The organism is Candidatus Eisenbacteria bacterium, from assembly GCA_018831195.1.
Lineage (GTDB): Bacteria > Eisenbacteria > RBG-16-71-46 > CAIMUX01 > JAHJDP01 > JAHJDP01.
This window is the reverse complement of record JAHJDP010000065.1, coordinates 114,019-132,181: the sequence shown is the minus strand read 5'-3', so window position 1 is coordinate 132,181 and position 18,163 is coordinate 114,019. Positions and strand designations below refer to the sequence as shown.

General features: G+C 54.8%; 15 protein-coding genes. 4 read left to right on the top strand and 11 right to left on the bottom strand.

Annotated elements, in window-relative coordinates:
- The coding region (locus tag KJ970_11625) for a hypothetical protein (GenBank protein ID MBU2691567.1) at window positions 1-1,008 on the top strand (1,008 nt) is incomplete at its 5' end.
- 945 nt (window positions 1,009-1,953) lie between these two features.
- A complete protein-coding gene (locus tag KJ970_11620) occupies window positions 1,954-4,800 on the top strand; it encodes a fused MFS/spermidine synthase (GenBank protein MBU2691566.1) in 2,847 nt (948 codons plus the stop codon).
- A 29-nt stretch (window positions 4,801-4,829) separates the two neighbouring features.
- Here KJ970_11620 and KJ970_11615 read toward each other — a convergent pair whose 3' ends face one another.
- On the bottom strand, window positions 4,830-5,792 hold the full coding sequence (locus KJ970_11615) for a DPP IV N-terminal domain-containing protein (GenBank protein MBU2691565.1): 963 nt from the start codon (window positions 5,790-5,792) through the stop codon (window positions 4,830-4,832).
- Between the two features lie 240 nt (window positions 5,793-6,032).
- Between KJ970_11615 and KJ970_11610 the strand changes: the two genes are divergently transcribed.
- Together KJ970_11610 and KJ970_11605 are read left to right on the top strand one after the other, a co-directional pair.
- Window positions 6,033-7,223: a DUF362 domain-containing protein gene (locus tag KJ970_11610; GenBank protein MBU2691564.1), complete on the top strand. Its 1,191-nt coding sequence runs from the start codon at window positions 6,033-6,035 to the stop codon at window positions 7,221-7,223.
- A 9-nt stretch (window positions 7,224-7,232) separates the two neighbouring features.
- Window positions 7,233-8,159, top strand: a complete 927-nt coding sequence (locus KJ970_11605) for a hypothetical protein (GenBank protein MBU2691563.1) — start codon at window positions 7,233-7,235, stop codon at window positions 8,157-8,159.
- A 42-nt stretch (window positions 8,160-8,201) separates the two neighbouring features.
- On the opposite strand, the gene KJ970_11600 is transcribed toward KJ970_11605, so the two are convergent.
- The 10 genes from KJ970_11600 to KJ970_11555 all read right to left on the bottom strand — a co-directional run bounded on the left by KJ970_11600 (window position 8,202) and on the right by KJ970_11555 (window position 18,141).
- On the bottom strand, window positions 8,202-9,911 hold the full coding sequence (locus KJ970_11600; GenBank protein MBU2691562.1) for a 4Fe-4S dicluster domain-containing protein: 1,710 nt from the start codon (window positions 9,909-9,911) through the stop codon (window positions 8,202-8,204).
- Window positions 9,908-10,840 carry a DUF362 domain-containing protein gene (locus tag KJ970_11595; GenBank protein MBU2691561.1) on the bottom strand — a complete coding sequence of 311 codons (933 nt, stop codon included), beginning with the start codon at window positions 10,838-10,840 and terminating at the stop codon, window positions 9,908-9,910. The genes KJ970_11600 and KJ970_11595 overlap by 4 nt, the downstream gene beginning before the upstream one ends.
- Before the next feature lie 111 nt (window positions 10,841-10,951).
- Window positions 10,952-12,178: a serpin family protein gene (locus KJ970_11590; protein MBU2691560.1), complete on the bottom strand. Its 1,227-nt coding sequence runs from the start codon at window positions 12,176-12,178 to the stop codon at window positions 10,952-10,954.
- A gap of 14 nt (window positions 12,179-12,192) precedes the next feature.
- Window positions 12,193-12,966 carry a class I SAM-dependent methyltransferase gene (locus KJ970_11585; GenBank protein MBU2691559.1) on the bottom strand — a complete coding sequence of 258 codons (774 nt, stop codon included), beginning with the start codon at window positions 12,964-12,966 and terminating at the stop codon, window positions 12,193-12,195.
- Between the two features lie 5 nt (window positions 12,967-12,971).
- Window positions 12,972-13,793: a biotin--[acetyl-CoA-carboxylase] ligase gene (locus tag KJ970_11580; GenBank protein MBU2691558.1), complete on the bottom strand. Its 822-nt coding sequence runs from the start codon at window positions 13,791-13,793 to the stop codon at window positions 12,972-12,974.
- Between the two features lie 21 nt (window positions 13,794-13,814).
- Window positions 13,815-14,411, bottom strand: a complete 597-nt coding sequence (locus KJ970_11575) for a hypothetical protein (GenBank protein ID MBU2691557.1) — start codon at window positions 14,409-14,411, stop codon at window positions 13,815-13,817.
- Between the two features lie 7 nt (window positions 14,412-14,418).
- Window positions 14,419-15,795, bottom strand: a complete 1,377-nt coding sequence (locus tag KJ970_11570) for a HEAT repeat domain-containing protein (protein MBU2691556.1) — start codon at window positions 15,793-15,795, stop codon at window positions 14,419-14,421.
- Window positions 15,796-15,808: 13 nt separating this feature from the next.
- Window positions 15,809-16,444: a hypothetical protein gene (locus KJ970_11565; protein ID MBU2691555.1), complete on the bottom strand. Its 636-nt coding sequence runs from the start codon at window positions 16,442-16,444 to the stop codon at window positions 15,809-15,811.
- Between the two features lie 13 nt (window positions 16,445-16,457).
- Window positions 16,458-16,994, bottom strand: a complete 537-nt coding sequence (locus tag KJ970_11560; GenBank protein ID MBU2691554.1) for an RNA polymerase sigma factor — start codon at window positions 16,992-16,994, stop codon at window positions 16,458-16,460.
- Window positions 16,995-17,502: 508 nt separating this feature from the next.
- A complete protein-coding gene (locus KJ970_11555) occupies window positions 17,503-18,141 on the bottom strand; it encodes a response regulator (protein MBU2691553.1) in 639 nt (212 codons plus the stop codon).
- Window positions 18,142-18,163 lie beyond the last annotated feature (22 nt).

Here is an 18,163-nt window from a genome sequence, read left to right as displayed (position 1 = left end):
TGGGATGAGACGACTCAGGTTCAAGACGTATCCTCACCGGTAGCAGCTGGAAGACAGGAATCTTTCACGATCCACGATCTGGAACTCGAAACACCCTACTTCTTTGCGCTTAAGACGGCCGACGATCTTTCAAACTGGTCAACAATATCGAATGTTGCTGGGGCGACGACAGTTGCCTTGGCTCAGCTAACGCATTCAATGCGGCGAGTGGGTGCAAGAGAGGGATGCTGGTCCCCAAATGGCAACTACCTTGTATTCCGAGCAGACTATACGGATCAATATAGTCAAGAACTCTACCGAATGCCCGCATACGGAGGTGAACCAACAAGACTATCTGACGAATCGAGAGGAGCTTTAAGACCAGCCTGGATTCCGGGTGGAAATCAGCTCTCCTTCATCACCCAGGGATTTGGAGTGAACGAGCTCAGGGTGGTGGATCCGACTCCAGGTTCGACATCTTTCTATTTAATGCATCATGATGGATACAAAATTATTGATTATTCCTGGTCCCCGGATGGAAATCAGATTGTTTATGCGGCTTATGATCCAGATCAAAATCAGTGGGAACAGCGGAAAGTATATCTTGTTTCACTCTCGGGTGGGACTCCAGAAGTACTTCTTTCTGATGACTGGCTTCCCGTTTGGGTGGATTGGTCTCCATTGGGAGATCAAATCTCCTTTACCTCCGAGCAAAGCGGGAACTCGGATATCTGGGTTATTTCCGCGACTGGAGAAAATCCGACCCAACTTACAATTAATCTCGCAGATGATACCCATCCAGCCTGGTCACCTGATGGCGACCAAATTGCCTTTTCTTCCACTCGATCTGGTAGCTACGACATTTGGGTCATGTCCGCGACCGGAGAAAATCCGACACGATTGACATTTGACGAAAATGCCGAAGTTGCACCGCGATGGTCTCCCGATGGCAAGGCAATTAGTTATACTGGCGCTGTTCAGTCAGGCCCCTCTTGGAGATACGATATCTGGGTACTTCATCTGGAGTAACAAGGAATTTGTTTGATCCTTATAACGGCTCATTAACCCGCCGAGCGGCCCTTGTCACGCCTCTGGCACTGTCGAGGGAGCTGCGCTAGAATGAGACAATGCCCCTCTAGGAAGTATATATCTTCAGTGTCGCTTATCAGACGGCTCATCGACACCTCCTTCTAGGTTACAATTATAACCTAAGAAGTGTCTAGAGAACCGGGGGAAGTCCAGTCCATCCGAAAATCGTTAGTGAACGGTTGGGGCATTCTACTATTGGAATAACTTTGGATGTTTACAGCCATGTCATGCCGGGGATGCAGGAAGAAGCTGCCCGGAGAATCGATATTGCGCTCAGAGGTAACCTGCCTCATTAACTATTTTGTTGCAGCAGAATCATCCTAATCAAGAATTCGCCTTCTGACACCAATTAGCGTCTTTAAGCCCACACGCAACTCAGCCGGAATTGAATGTAAGATATCGCCCAGCCTCCTCCTGAGCCATGGGGGATTGCACAACAGTCGGCGGGTCCCGCCGATACAACTTCAGTAGCTGGCGTGCATCTCATTGTATTGTCTTGATCCGCTGTCCGGCAGAATCGGAATCGGCGAAGAGGTCACCCGGGCCAGCTTGTGGACCAACCGTAGATTGCTCCATAGGGTCTATTCGTGAGCAGAATATTTCCGGACCCGACTTTCAGGAATGGTCTTGGCCCCATCCAGCGGACATGAAAACACTAATCCAAAGCGTAACACCCCTTTAGATTATTTCATCACCCCCTCCGCATGGAGTTTGGTATAGTTCTTTCTGATCCGAACCGAGAAGATTCAATATACGGACAGAGCAACAATTCCTGGCAGCCGACTCCGAATCAAACCATCTTGCGGTTCTTTTTGAGGCGGGATGGCGCGATGTTCTTGGCGCTCGGGAATTAAGTGTTTCAGCACGGAACCGCGAGGTGAGTAAATGGTGACCAAACAGTCAGTTAGCACACGCCTTCCCATCCTCATCCTCTTCCTGTTCTCCGGCGCCGCCGGTTTGATCTATCAGGTCGCATGGACTCGCCTCCTCACCTTGATTTTTGGGAGTACCGTCTTTGCCGTGAGCGCCGTCCTAACGGCATTTATGGGTGGCCTTGGTTTGGGCAGCTATATCTTCGGCCGGCTTGCGGATCGCGATATCCGGATTCTCCGCCTCTATGGAATCCTCGAGTTCGCCATCGGTTTCTATGCCCTGCTCTTTGGCCCCCTGCGGCATTTTATTGAAGTAGCCATAGTCGCCATTTCTCAAAATTGGGGATTGGGCTTCACTCCGCTCACTGCATTTAAATTTGTGTTTGCCGTACTTCTCCTTCTTATCCCAACTGTCTGTATGGGAGCGACGCTTCCCTTGTTGTCACGATTCCTTATTCGATCAATGAGACTGGCGAGTCGAGAGGTAGCCTATCTCTATTCTCTAAATACTACGGGAGCGATGCTCGGCACTGTTCTCACCGGCTTTTTCCTTATCCCATTATTCGGTCTCAAAATCACACTTCTCATCGCTGTTGCACTTAATATCCTTGTCGGCTCGACCGCCCTATTGATGGGACAACGGGAGAAACCTCATAAAGATTCTAAACCGGCCGCAGCCAAAGTGACACACGTTGAGATCAAAGAAACTCCACATTCTACAAAACAAAGCAAACCTGCCTATGCTATCCCCCAGATCCGTATGGCCTTCATTATCATGTTCTTCTCCGGTCTCTTTGCGATGGGATATGAAGTGGTTTGGACCCGTGTTCTCGTGCTCTACATGGGAAGTACAAATTTTACATTTACCACTATGCTGGCGACATTTCTCTTCGGAATCGCCTTTGGGAGTCTTATTCTCGGCGCTTTTGCCCCTCGCATCAAAAACCCCCTTCTTCTCCTGGCATTGGCCGAAATCATCATCGGCGCCTCAATTTTTCTGACAATTCCCGCTTTATGGAAAGCCTCCCAAATTATGGAGGGCCAGAGCTTCAGGGCATTGACCTGGACAAATTATAATCTCGGAAAATTCTGTCTCTGTTTTCTCGTGATGCTCTTGCCGACCCTACTCATGGGAGCAACCTTTCCTTTGGCTGTACAGGTTGTCATCCGGTCTCTTAGTCGCATTGGCCAATCGGTGGGCAAGGTTTATAGCATTAATACCGTAGGTGCGATTTTGGGATCAGCGATTACCGGCCTCTTGTTGTTGCCGACCATCGGACCTGCGCCGACATTTGTAATTCTAGCTGCGGGGAATATTATTCTGGGTGGATGCGCGGTCCTCTTTGCCGGACTTCCAAGAATCCGCTGGTGGGCTGTGGCCGCTGCCGTTCCACTTGTTGTTCTTGTTATGACACAATCATCGTTGTCCGCCATGATGCGTCGGACCGTCGTTGAGCGAATCTCCGAATCAGGGATGATCAGCGCTGAAGGCGACGATCTCGAGGCCCATGTTGCCGTCAGCGAAAACACCTATGGTAAACGCTTGCTTTGGATCAATGGTGACGTTGTCGCCCGGTCCACCGGCGGGGCAACCGGGCATAACCTTCTCGGGCATTTGCCGATGTTGCTCGCCAGAAACAATGAAGAGGTTCTGGTTATAGCACTCGGCACTGGGATCACAGCGGGCAGCACCAGCTTATACGACCCCGCAGTATTGGATATTGTTGAGATTTCTCCTTTGGTTTTGGAATATGTCAGTTTGTTCAGCGAAGACAACTATAGCATTCACGAGAATCCAACGGTTCGATTCGTGGTCGATGATGGCAGAAATTATGTTCAAGTTACAAACAATAAATATGATGTCATCGGCGCCGAGCCCCTTCATCCGTGGAAAAGCGGCGTGGCGAATCTGTATACAAAAGAATATTACAAGGCGTGTCAGAAAATTTTGAATCCTGGCGGTATGGTCGTGCAATGGATTCCTCTTTATGGTCCATCCATGGACGATATCGTCGATCTCACAAAAACATTCCATGATGTCTTTCCTGAAACAAGCATCTGGCTTTTCGGCGGCGACTTTGTGCTTCTGGGACACAGCGAAACCTTTAGCATCGATATTCCTGAGCTTGAAGCGCGAATGAGCCCGGCCCCTATCACAAAGGATCTAAAAAAGGTCAATGTGGAGAATCCACTTGATCTCTTGAATCATCTCCTGATGGGCCCCAAAGAGGTTGCGTCATTTGTGGAGAAGGGCCGCGTGATGTCGGACTGGTTCCCCTTTATTGAATATGACGGCCCCCGGCATGTTCACCAGAACACGCCTCGCCACAGGCCACCGACATCTCTGAACACAATTCTGCAGGCATTGCCGGACTATCGCTGCAGCACCGCGGATTATATCGGGAAATGGCCGGAAGAGGGACAGGATTCCGTATCTGTTCTATTTGAAAAACAAACACAAGCTTGGCGATTGACGCTGGAAGGCTTGGTAGCACAAAACCTTGGAATGCTCGAGGAAAGCTCCCAGAAACTGGGCGCCGCCCTTGAATTGGCGCCATGGCTTGGGGAAACCAGCCATTACCTTTCCAGGACATATGCCATGATCGCTAGAAATATTTATCAGCAAGGCGGCAACCAAAATATTAACCGTGCCAATGATATTTGGAAGCTTGCGCTTGATTTGGCACCGGAGAGCCCCTCGCTGCTCTATTCTGTGGCCACTTGTCAGGAACAGCTGGGTAAGAACGAAGAATCAATTCTCTATTGGGAACGTCTTCTTTCAATTATGCCGCCGCATGCCTCGAGGGTTGAACTTGCACATTCCAGATTGCAGAGATTGCGGGGGATCCTGGGAAAATAGGTCGTTAATAAAAAGCAAAACAGCGGTAACTACTCGCCATGCGCTTTCTTGATGCGTCCCCACGTTCGCTGCTGAACCGGGACAATGGCGTCCGTCAGCCAAATGTCATAGTTGCCGCCGCGATCCGATTGAAACGCGATCTGGGTGCCGTCAGGGGACCAGGTCGGGCAGAGATCATCCGCCCCATGGGTCGTGAGTTGCGTTGGGGCTCCTCCAACGACGGGGATAATCCAGATGTCCCAATTCCCGCTCCTAAAAGAAGAAAAGGCGATCTTGTCGCCGTTCGGCGACCAGGCCGGACAGCGATCCATTTCACGTCCGTTGGTGAGTCTTCGGGCGCTGCCTCCGGAAAAGGCGGTGATATAGATATTTGTGGCCCACTCACCGGAGACCATCGCCCGGCCCCGGAAGGCGATACGCGATCCATCCGGGTCCCAGGACGGCTCACCTGCCGCGTCAACACCGACGGAAATTTGCATTTCATCGCCGCCGCTGCCGAGCACTTTATACATTTGATAGTTCAACCAGGCGCCGTCGCCTGTTGTATAAATGATCTCGTTGAGGATCGGCGACCAGGCGGGCCAGGTATCGGCCTGGCTGGATGAAGGGGATGTGGTGAGCTGAACAGTCGCGCCGCCTGTTGCGGCGACCCGCCGGATGGTGTTATTCCGCGAAAAGGCAATCTGATCGCCGCCCGAGGACCAGCTCGGAGAACGGGCGATTCCGGTGGCGGGTACGATCTTTGTGGCGGCTCCGCCGGTGGGAGAGATAATCCATAGCCCGCTGTTGTAGACCGATGCGCTGTCCCGGGAAAAGGCAATGCGGCTTCCATCGGGCGACCAGGCCGGATCCCGCTCATCGGCCGGGTCGGAGGTCAACTGAATGACGGTACCCTCGGGCCGGGTGGGTGTGGAAGTGAGACCAAGCCCCATGAGGCATCCCAAGACAAGGATGCCGTATCGCCTCAGTTTTTCTACGGCGCGTCGCTTCATACCGGTCTCCCCATTTCCTGATCCGGCGTTCATCATACCTATAAGGAAGGGGGTACGCCAGCCTGATAGGTCTCGGTCGTGTCCCGGACCTGCTTGACCAGAGGGCGATAAGACCTGAAAATCAGGGCTTGGGAATTCCAGCCGGGCATCGAAGCCAACAGGGAGTTTCCGTAGAGCCACAAAGGGAGCGCCGGACAAAACCGAAGGGGGATGAGCATGGAAAGATCTCAGTATCGTTCAATGGAGAGCCGGTTTCATGTAAACCGCCGGAATTTCTTGCGGGCCGGAGGGGTTGTCGGCGCCGGGCTCGTACTGGGCACCCCCGATCTGTGGGCGGAGGACAAATCGGAGCAGCAACCGCCCCCCAAGCCGAAAACAAATATCGATGACGCGATGGCCATTCCGCGCACGGCGACATCAATGCCGGGTCCCTTCCCCGGCCGCGTTGTGGAGATTCACGATCCGCAGGCGATGCCCGACAGCAAACCGGCGGCGGATGTCATCCATGCCATGTTTGAGAAGGGGCTCACAACGCTCACCGCAAAGGATCCGGCCGGAAGTTTCAATTTGCTCTTCACCAAAGACGATATCATCGGTCTGAAGATCAATCCGACCGGCGGGAAACTCAACAGCACCCAGCTCGATCTTGTCGATGCGGTCATCCAGTGGCTCTCTGACAACGGCGTCCCGAAGAAAAACATCATCATCTGGGATCGCTTTGAATCGATGCTGGGTGAGGCGGGATACACACCCGAGCGTTTCCCCGGCGTCGGCCTCGCGGGGCTTCACATCATGGATGACGCCGCGGCGATGGGCGAAAAAGACGATGACAGCGGCTGGCTCGGGGCTGATGGAAAGCATCTCAGTGCTAAAGACTTCGATATGAATGTCTATTACTGGGCCGATATCGAAGCCCCTCAGGACAACGCCTATCTAAACCAGCATGTTTTCAACGGCAAGGAATCGTATTTCGGGAATCTGCTGACCAAGAAGCTGACCAAGATCATCAATATGCCCGTTTTTAAAAACACCGGAAACGGGATCACCGTGGCGACAAAGAATATCGGGTATGGCGCCATCTGCAATACGGGACGCCTTCACCGCCCCCTTTTCTTTGATGTCTGCACCGAAGTCTGCGCCTTCCCTGTCATCCGCGACAAGATGGTCCTGAACATCACCGACGGACTTCTCGGCCAGTATGACGGCGGCCCGATGCCGAACGCCGCTTTCGTCTACGCGAACAACACCCTGCTCTTCTCAACCGACGCCTTCGCCATGGATATGATCTGCCAGCAGAATATGGTCGCTAAAAGGAAGAGCATGGGGATCCAAGTGAATGAGAACCCGATGTTCACCGACTACCTCACCTATGGCGAAAAACTGGGGTTGGGAGTCGCGGATCCGGAGAAGATTGAGCATATCCGTGTTTAGAGGTTTCGGATGCCGCCCCGCAGAGGTGTCCGTGTCGACGGGGATGTGGCCCGCTGGAATGAGGATTGCACTATGCGCCGATGTATCGTCCTGATCGTTTGTTTGCTTCTGCTGTCCATACCCCTTCAGGCTGAGCTGACATTGCCCGGCGACGGGTTTTCCGGCGGATGGGTCCGCTCCGGCGAACCGATGCATTTTGTCGGTCTCAATCTCTTTGACCATATCGATGGGGGCGCCGAGCTCTTCCACGAGTTCGGTTTTAAAGAGCTGATTGTGCAAGAATATGTGAAAGGCGAAGAGGAGATCGATCTGGAGGTCTATCAGATGGATGGCCCCGCCCCCGCCCTGGGCCTCTATCTGATGAAATGCGGCCGGGAGACCCCGACGGAAGGGTTATCGGTCCGGCATTCCGCGAATAAGTACCAGTTCACCATCGTGAAGAACGCCAGCTACATTCAGGTGAACAGCTTCAGCGGCGATACGACGCTGATCCCCGTGATGGTCGCCCTGTCGAAACAGGTGTTGGAAAGCATCCCGGAAGGCGAACCGGTCACCCTCTTTGAGCTTCTGCCGAGTGAAAATCTGATCGACGGATCGGCCCGGTTGATCCGCGGCCAATACGGCTTGCAGCCGATCTTTACGCTCGGCAGCGGCGATATTTTGAAATTGGGCGGCAAAATATTCGGAGTCGTCGGAGGCTATTCATTAAATGAGGAGAATGCCTACACGCAGATTATTATTCCCTATCCATCAAAAGAGGAAGCCGCGGCGGCCTTCGTCAACCTCGCGGAGAATCTCGACTCCTACCTGACAATGCAGGCCAAGAACGATGCCGGTTTCATCTTCAAAGATCACAAGGAGCGCTTCGGGATTGTAAAAATCGACAAGGATCTCCTCACGATAAAAGTAAATCTGCCTGAGAAGCCGGTACTCTAAAGCGCTGAAAAGGCGGGTTCCGCCATGGCCGGGTCGGAACCGCTACTCATAGGGGTTTGCCCCGCCGTAAGGATCAACCTCAACGCCGCTGGGGCCGCCCTCTTCCCCTTCCGGGATCCCAAGATCGAAACGCTCGCCGCCCGGCAGCATCGGCCGGTTGCCGGGGTGCCGGGTTTCATTGGCGCTGGTCACGCGGATCGCCGCTCGGTCGCGGAAAACGCACTTTGTTTCACAAATCCCGCATCCTGTGCATAGCTCAGGATCGACCCGCGGTTGCTTCACGATCATTAAGGATCCGTCACGCCGCACAATTTCCTTTTCATGAAAGTAGATCGCCTTGGTCGGAATGGGGCAATGCTCCTCACAGACAATGCACTGGCGGTCATAGGCATAGGGCAGGCAGCGCGTCGTATCGAAGCTGGCCAATCCCATTTTGACCTTTTGCTTCTCGGCGAGCGGCAGCGGCTGGATGGCGCCCGTCGGGCAGACCTGTCCGCAGAGGTTGCATTTATATTCGCAATAGCCGAGTTGGGGAATCAGGACAGGGGTCCAAACCCCCTCCACTCCGGCTTCGGAAAGAGCCGGTTGAAGCACATTCGTCGGACAGGCCTTGATGCAGGCGCCGCATTGGATACATCGCTCGAGAAACTCGTTCTCATCCAGCGCTCCCGGCGGGCGGATCAGCTTGGGATTGTACGATCGCTCCCGGGACTGCGGTGTCAATCGCATCGCGAGAAATCCAACGAAACCGGCCGCCAGGGCCGAGAGGGTCAGGCGCTTGGAAATATCGAGGGAACCGGCCCCGACCTTTTTCCAGGGCCATTCAAATTGAAAGTGCAAACCGCCCCGTTTGCAGGAAGCGACACAATTCCAACAGCCGAAACACTCATGGGGCAGCCACTTTTCGACCTGTTCCGGTTGCGCCGCCGCCGGACAGCTCATCGTGCAGAGGCCGCAATTGACACACGTGACATCGGTGCCCCGAAGACGCAGCATCGAGCGGCGCGCGATGAGGCCGAGCAAACCGCCGAGGGGACAGACATAACGGCACCAGAAGCGCGGTCGCACGAGATTCAACAGGATCGCGGCGAGAAAGAGCAAAACCAGCAGCAGGCTCCCCGTGTAAATGTGGTGCTGGCCGTGGAAGACATGATCGCGGAAGAAGCCGTAAATCGGCTCGGTGATCGAGGTGAAATGAAACGACCCGACATGGGGATCGGTTTGGTAAACGAGGGTCGCCCCCTCATCAACGACATGCTGCACGGAAGGAAAGACCGTCGTTGTCATACTGCGGTAGAACATCGAGGCGGGATCGAAAACGCCGATCCAGTGGGCGCCGAAGAGGGCGCTGATCAGAAGCCCGAAGAGCAGAGCGTATTTCGCGCGCTGCCAGCGCGAATAGACCTCAAAGCGCGGGCGGCCCTTCCGCCTGCGGTTGCGGAACCAGGTGACGATATTGTGTAAGACACCGAACGGGCAGATCCATCCGCAAAAAACACGGCCCAGAACAAAGGTCACACCGACCGTGGCGAGAGCCAGCAGCGATAGATGGGTCAGTTTCTGCGTCGAGAGCCAGGTCCCGATGAGAACAAGGGGATCAATATTGAAGAAGAATTTAAGGAGCCCGCTCGCCTGCTCCCCTTCCTCCGGCGTATGTGCGGCGATCATGAGGAGGATAAAGAAGGTGAGCGACGCCGCCTGGACTATCCGCCGGATCCAAATGATAATCCGCGCTCGTTCGACCGGATTCACGAGACGGAGAGCTCCTTCAGAGCAACCTTATGATAATCGATCTGGCCCAGACCGGCCTCAAACCCGGCTTTGACCGCTTCAATTTGATCCGGTTTGTGACCCAGCAGCTCGGCGCCGAAGGCGTCCAAGGCGATAATATCAATTCCCGCCGCGACGGTATTGACCCGTTTCACATCCTCCAGATTCCCCCCCTGCGGCCCGTGCGCGGTGAGAATGCGAACGGCATCGAGAACGCAGAGGCGCGGCTTCATATAGGCGGTGATATCGCAGAGGCAGGTCGGGATGTCCTGATGCCAGGCGTTCCGCTGCCCGCCGACGATCCCCATATAGTTTTTCATACAGAGGGTCGCGCGGGAGAGGCCATGGTGTTTAACAATAGGAACATTAATGACCAGATCGGAGCTGAGAATCTCGGAATAGAGCGCCCACTTATCCAATCGCTTGCCGTTCAGATTCACTTCCCGAAAGCGGTTCTCGTCGAGATAAACCGTCTTGCCGCCGGCGGCCTCAACCGCCTTTTCGATCCCGCTGCTGCGATAACATTGCGTGGACTTGTGGCAGGTGTTGTCCCCCACCTTGACTTCCTTGGCGCCGGCCTCCAAACAGAGGCGCGTCAGGGCGCCGACAACATCGGGATTGGTCGTCGCCGCCAGCTCCGGAGCCCTGTTCCATCCCATATTCGGTTTGATCCAAACTTTGTCGCCCTTGGAGACAAAGCGGCCCATACCGCCGATCGCCTCAATCGCTTGCTTGGTCAGTGCGGCGGCCATGGCGGGCACACCCTCATCGGAAAGATCGGCGCCGCTCCAGCGGGCGATCGACATATCGGCGGAAAGGGTTTCCGCCGCCCAGGCATCCATGGGATGAACAGCGAGCGCGCCACCGACGATGGCCGCCTTTTTCAGGAAATCCCGACGTGTTTGCGCCATATCTTTTTTCCTCCGGCATGAAGACCTGCCCCTCCGGCTCCCGAGGGTGGCTTCGTTATTGAACCCCGTGTGATGAGGCGGCCGTTCTCCGATACTACCAAATACGCAGCGTTATGGCCCGGGTTTCATGAACCGCCCCATGAAGAGAATCGATCCGGATCCCTTCTCCCGGATCATGAAGATGAAGGGATGATCGGCCCGGAAGATGATCGGTCGCTCCGGCATCGCCGTCGCCATCCTCATCGTCACCGCGGTGGCGGCCGCGGCCTCCGTCCCCTCTTCATTCACATCGACGAAGGCTTTGTGAAGGACAGCATCGATGAAGAGATCGCCTCTTGCACTCATCCCCGAGAAATCGGCCCTGTCGCTGAAAGCATCGGGCATCCCCATGGCGGCCAGCTTCTTGGCCAGACCAAACTCGGTTGTCATGGAAAAGCGGGGGAAGGAGAGGGCGACAGTGATCGGCGCGAGCTTGGCGATGCCCTCTGAAAGCAGCTCCGGCGTCAGCGCCGCCTCCAGGCCGGGGAGGCCGGCATCCTCTTTGGGCAGAAGGATGATCATGGAGAGATCCTCGCCGGCGTAGGGAAGCTCGAGGATCTGCAGATCATCGGTGCCGGTGTAAGCAAAGTGTCGCGTTTGCTTCATCATGGGGACATCGATCGGGTCGCCGGACAGGGGCCGGAACGGCTCATCCTTTGTCTGGTCCTTTTTGAACTGCTCTTTCCAATCTCCCTTGAAGTAGATCGCGTTGACCAGAACCATTTTTGTGTCGGGCATCAGGATACCGGGCCCAATCAGATTTTTGATCTTATCGGCTGTTTGTTCCTCCACCCAGCGATTGATTCGTCCCCGCGCCGCCTCCGCGGCGGTCCTGAAATCCTCGCGCCGCAATCCGGCCTTGTAAAACTCCTCGGTGAGCTTCACGTAATCTTTCAGAAATGGATAGTCTTGCTGAGCCCAGATGGCATTGGCCGTCGAGAGTTTGACTTTGCCTACCTTCTGCACACGGTCGAGCATCTCCCCCAGACCGGCGAAATTTTTGTGAAAGCTCTTTTGGTCTTTCGAAAAGCTCATCACCGCGGCCATCTGGGCCGCCGTCTCTCCCCGCGCCCCGCCATAGACCATGGCCAACGCCGTCGATATGCTGAAGGGTGAGAAGAAGAGATTGTCTTCACCGCTCCTCAGCTCCGAGTAAAGCCGGAAGGCAAAGGCGGTATTCCCGTCGACGACAGCCATGGGGTCGGACTTATCCCGGCCGGAGGCCGCGCTTTCGGCGACGGTAAGCGCCGGCAGCAGCAGGGCGAGAAAAATGGCCTGGATCGTGCGAATGCAGTTCATGGATTCCTCCCACTCTATACACGCTTTAGGATAATGACCGGTCGGCTGATCGTTCCGCCGCCGCCCAGGGGATTGGCCAGATCCCAATTGTTCCACCAGCCGATGAAATCGAAAGCGGGATGGCCGGCGATGAAAAGCAGGAACTCCTGGGGGAAAATGGCCCGTCTGATCGACAGATCCTGAATCTCCCGGTGCGCGCCGTGATCATCAACATCGAGAATGATGGTCTCTTCAAAGACCTGCTCAACCCGGTTGAGGATCCGGGTGGCATAGCTCGTCTTTATGTGGATGCCTTCCGCCTCCATCTCCCATTCCTGGTTGTTGCCGCCGATCGCATCAAACTCCACGCACCAATCGAGCAGATAGAGGCCGCCCTTCTTCAACGCCCGGCCCATGGCATTGAAATGGGATTTCAGATCGGCGGTATGCTTCGCAAAGAGCGATCCAAGCGGAATGAAGGCGAAATCCACCGGCTCATCGAGATCGAAATCGATCATGTCGGCGATGAACCCCTTTATCGAACCCCTTGCCGAGCCCTCGCCCTTCTTGGATTTCTCCATGACATAATCGATCATTTCACGGCTGAGATCGAGGCCGAGATATTCGTATCCCCGTGACGCCAATTCCTCGGCATGGGGGGCGGGGCCGCATCCGATTTCAAGCACGCGGGCGACGGGTATGGAAGCATAGCGCTTGATAGCTTCTTCAAAGAGGTCGACCTCTCTGGGAATATCGCGGAATGAGAAGGCCATCTCATAATATTTCGGACTCTTATACAATGACTCCATGATGTCTAACTATCCTTCCAATCCTCAAGATGGACATCCCCGGAATGGATCTCTTGAATCCCTCCATCATCACCCCGCAGAAGCAGGGCGCCCGAGGGCGCCAGGCCGTCGACGCTTCCCCGAATCCGCTGGTTCATGGTGACGACCGTCACTCTGCGTCCACCGAGAATACTAACCTTTCGCCATTCATCCAACAGCGAATCAAAGCCCAGGTTCCGCCATTGATCGTACATCCATTCCATTTCAGCGAGGATCGTCGCCAGCAACCGGGGGCGCGGCACAGATCTTCCAGCGGCGATCTTCAGGGATGTCGCCGTCTTCTCAAGCTCCGGCGGAAAGCCTCCCTGCTCAATATTGACATTCACACCGGCGCCCAATATCACATGGCGGATAATATCAGCATCGGTTCGCAGTTCACAGAGAATCCCGCAGACCTTTCGCTCACCGATCAGGACATCATTGGGCCACTTTGTCCCCACGGGCAGACCGGGCGTTACACTTTGGATCGCCCGGGCCACGGCGATGCCGGCCATCAAGGAGAGCTGCGGGATGACGCTCGGAGGTTTGGACGGCCTGAGGATCAGAGAAAAATAGAGATTATCATCAGGCGGCGAATACCACACTCGCTGGAACCGCCCGCGTCCCTCTGTCTGGCTTCCGGCGGCGATGACCATTCCTTCCGCATGGCCCCGTTCGGCATATTCCGCGGCGATCTGGTTTGTTGAAGTTGTTTCGGGAAGGTAGATAAGTTCGCGTCCAAAACTGTCTGTCGTCAGCAACGCCTTGACGGCGGCGGCAAATGATGTGGCGGGATCTTCCTTTTTCATATCCGCCCTCGAGCTTGTCGCCTAAGGTTTGCCGAGTAGGATCTCCTCAAAGAGTGACAATACCAGCGGATCATCCTTCTGTGCCAGCCAGAAGAGGGCGGATCGTCTCACTTCCGGATGGGGATTGGTTCGGGCGACGCGGGCCAGAACCGCAAGAGATTCATCCTCGGAATGCCGGGATAGGGCAAAAACAGCCTGTCCCAGCCAAAAGAGACAGGCTTCGCGGGTCTCCTGCGGTATAGATTTGTCTTTTGCCAAATCGAGAAGTCTGGGCCAGATATTAACACTGTCCGCAAGGGAAGCGGCAAAGATAAGGTCGCCGCCGACAAAAACTCTGGCACGGTAAATCTCACCCTCTTTCACTTTAAGCAATAGATGCACCGGTCCCGCGGTAGTACCGGCTTCCCAATCGTCGTCATCATCATCAGAGATGCAGATATTTGTTCCATCACCGCGAACACCTGGACGGGAGGCGAAACTGAGCCAGATTTTCCCGTTCGTTATCGATGAAACCTCTGTTTTTATCGATCCGCCGGCGGCCTGAACGGGGGTCTGTGGCGGAAGGCAGAGAAGGACAAGGAGCGACCATCCGGCCCATAAGAGGCACTTTCTTTGCATGGCCTCCTCACTCGGTTAGAATCTTTTCCAAAACATCAATTGCCCGAGGATCCTTGGACTGGCCAAGCCAAAATATGGCCTGCCGGCGCAGCTCGGAATCTTGCTCTGTTTTTGCGATCTCCATGAGCATCGTGACGGAATCTTCATTGTTCATCTGTGACAGCACAAAGAGGATCTGCTCCCTCATCTCGGCATTGGTCATCGTTTTGTAGAGTCTCTCCAATTCCGGCAGGGTCGCCTGCTTTGATTGGCCCGCCCAGAAAAGGGCCTGCTTCCGCAGTTCGATCGACTCCGACTCGTTCAAGGCTACGTCGAACAGCCACTTCCCAACATCACTGTCCTTCGACTCAGAAAGGGCATAGAGAACGTTTTCCTTGAGAGACTCCTCTTTCAGGCTTGAGTAGAGCTGTTTGAGGAATACCGTTGTCGCTTCGCCTCTTCGCTGGCCCAGCCAGAAGATGGCCTGCTCACGAATTTCTTCCGAGGCCTTTTCATTGAGCGCCAAACTCTTCAGCACCTCCCGGGCGCGCTCCCCCTTTTTGTTCGACAAGGCAAAAAGCGCCTCCTCTTGAAGCGCGGACTGATCCGATTTATTCAGAATATCTATAAGAGTATTCAATGATTTCTCGCCGGGGATTTCAGAGAGCCAAAAAACGGCATGCTTCCGAACCTCAAGACTGGGATCATTTTGTATAATATCCAGAAGCAGTTCTTCCGTCTCATCATTCTTATGCTGAGCAATGAGGAAGAGCGCTTCCACGCGGAGTCTTTCGCTGTCCTTGTCGCGTTTCTGCATAATCTTTTTCAAGATCGGCAAGGCCCGATCTGAATCCATATTTATCAAAGCCTGCAGGGCGGCCAGTTTTGTTTCATCGACCTTATCTTTTTCACCCTCCCTCCCGTTCCGCTCCGCAGTGAGAGCCCGGGCCTCACGTTCCTCCAACTGCATGACTTGTTCGGCCAGCTTCTCGGCGGCATCCGCATCGCCGCGGCGCGCCAACTCGCCGCGTATACGGGTCGCCAGTTCCAACGCGTCACCTCTGGTTTTTGCTTCGGGATAGAGGCCGATTTGCCTCTCAAGAACGCCCATGGCCTCTTTCAATTCATTGAGCCGCCCCAGCCGATAGAGGGAGAACGCCTCCCAGTAGAGGGCATCCGCCGTATATTTTGAATCATTGTATGAGTTGGAGATCTCTCGGAAACGCTCGGCGGCCTCCCGGAACGAATCCCTGGCCAGGAGTTCGCGGGCCTCCTTGTACACGGCATCCGCAGAAACTTCATCCGCCCTTTCTGCGTGTGAAGCCACCGGACTCATCGACACGGCGAGCGCTATCAACAGAATCAGAGCGGCCCAGCTGGAGCCATTCATTTTGAGTGTGGACATGTCTATTCCCCTCCTAGATCCCTTGGCGGATGTCCCTAACCGGGACAGCGGCCCGCAATCTCGCCAGGATGTTTTTTTGATGAAGCCCCTCGTTGATCCATTCCCGTTCTGATCCGTTCTGCTTCTGTTCGATCTGGACTATTTGTGCAAGAACAAATTCCAAATCGTTCAATAGACGCTTTATCTCAACGCTCTCGGCCGCCGGCGAATCAATGAGGAGCCGGGTTTCCACCAACAGAGGCCGGGCCCAATCGACCAACTCATCCTTGGCCGGTTTGTCCGTCTCTGTGTTGAAACGGGTCAGCATGAGATCCACCCGGCTGAAATGACGGAGAGCGGCAACTTCAAAAATCGAGGGAACGCGGGTCCCTGATTCAGAACGGTGTTCACTGTTTGTTGTGTTAAAGGCCGGAGCCGGGGATTTCTGCCAGGACCGTCCAATAAAGATACCGATGAACAGGAGCGCGGCGGCGGCCGCCGGAACCCAAATGCGCGGGAACATGATAAGGTGCCGCCAAGAACGCCGGCGGCGTTCAGAGAGGCGCTCCACCTGAATCCGCGCCCAGATCCTCTCCCTTGGGGTCTCAGGCGGCCGATTGTAGCTCTCCGCATTCCTGCGAATGAGTTCCTTCAATGGGTCATCACTCATGGCCATCATTCCCTCACGGGTTGCGGCCCAAGGGGCTCAGATTCTTCCGCAACGTCTCATGGGCCCGAGACAGCCGGGCTTTTGAGGTGCCCTCAGGGATGCTGAGGATGTCGACAATTTCCCGATGCTTGTACCCCTCAATGTCGTGCAGAATAAAGACGGCGCGGAGAGCGGTGGAGAGGCCGTCGATCGCACTTTTGAGTTGGACTCTGAGTTCCATATTGATCGTCTCTCCCGGCGCTCCCGCTGTTTCGATATCTTCATATGGCGTCTCATGTTCCTGGCGGCGTTTCCTGCTGCGCAGTCCGCTTATCACAACAGACATCGTTATCGCGTGCAGCCAGGTGGAGAGTGCGGATCGACCCTGAAAGCGGGGAAGGTAACGGAAAGCCTTCAGGAAGGTCTCCTGTGTAAAATCCTCCGCCAGTTGTTCATCACCGGCCATCCTGTAGGCCAAGCGGAAGACTCGATCGACATGGGCATCGTACAACCGCCGCTCGGCCGCAGCATCCCCGGCTATGACATCCGCTATGAGTCGCTGTTCTTCCACACCACTCTCCACGACCTCTTTCCTGTCCTGTGTGACAGGCCGGGAATAGAAATAGTTGCATGAAAACGTTGGGACCTACAGAACCAAGCGATGGAGTGATTATAAAGAGTGGATGGGATCAATTAAAAAGAATGCGGGATCCAAACTGGAACCCGCCGCCGGCGAGATTCTTGAAAGGGGTACTGGGGCGAAATTAACGTCCACTGCGGTCGTGTTTCACTGTCGCCTTGAGCGCCTTTCCACAGCGCTCCGCTGTCCCTGGAACGATCGTGGGGACGTTATATTCGCCCCTCCCCCTTACCGAAAACGAACGCTATATCAGCTAGGGTCTTCATCGGCGACTGCGAGCCGATCTTTAGAATTAACCCTAGCATAGCCAATGGAAATCCCCAGGTCAAGCAACTATGTTTCGATTTTTCTGGATTATTGGAAAGGGTGGAGCTTGTTGCCTGAACGTCCCCGCGTCGGGGGTCTTTAACTCATTGCTATGCAAGGCGTTGCTAAACCGTCACTCCCCTGATCCCCGCTTCGGACCCGGCGACCCCTCGATCTTTACCGCCAGCCGCACCAATTCGGCCAAAGACCCGACCTTGAGTTTCTCCATCAGCCGCGCCCTGTGGAATTCGACGGTTTTCGGGCTGATGCCCAGCGCTCCGGCGATATCCTTGTTGGATTTCCCATGGGCCACCATCTCCATCACCTGTCTCTCCCGAACGGAGAGCTGGGCGACAAGATTTGACAGCTCATCCAACAACGCCGAGTTTCTCCGGGCCTCTCGATCTTTTGTTAATGCCTGCTGGATGCGATCCAGCAGCAGCTGCTTGCTGTAGGGCTTATTTATAAAGTCGAAGGCCCCTTCCCGCATTGAGCGGACAGCTGTTTCCACCTCTCCATGCGCCGTCACGATGATAATCGGAATTTGAATCTTGAATTCGTTGAGTCTTTTCTGAACATCAAGACCGCTCAGACCCGGCATCCGAAGATCCAAGATCAAGCACCCCGATCGTGCCGGTTCGTAGGCATCCATAAACTCCTGGCCCGACTTGTAGCATTCCACCGAAAGCCCCACCGATTCTACAAGAAACTTGATGGAGCGGAGCACATCAGGATCGTCATCAACAACAAAGACTGTTGGGTCGCTGCTCACTATCAACCTCCTTGCCGCTTAA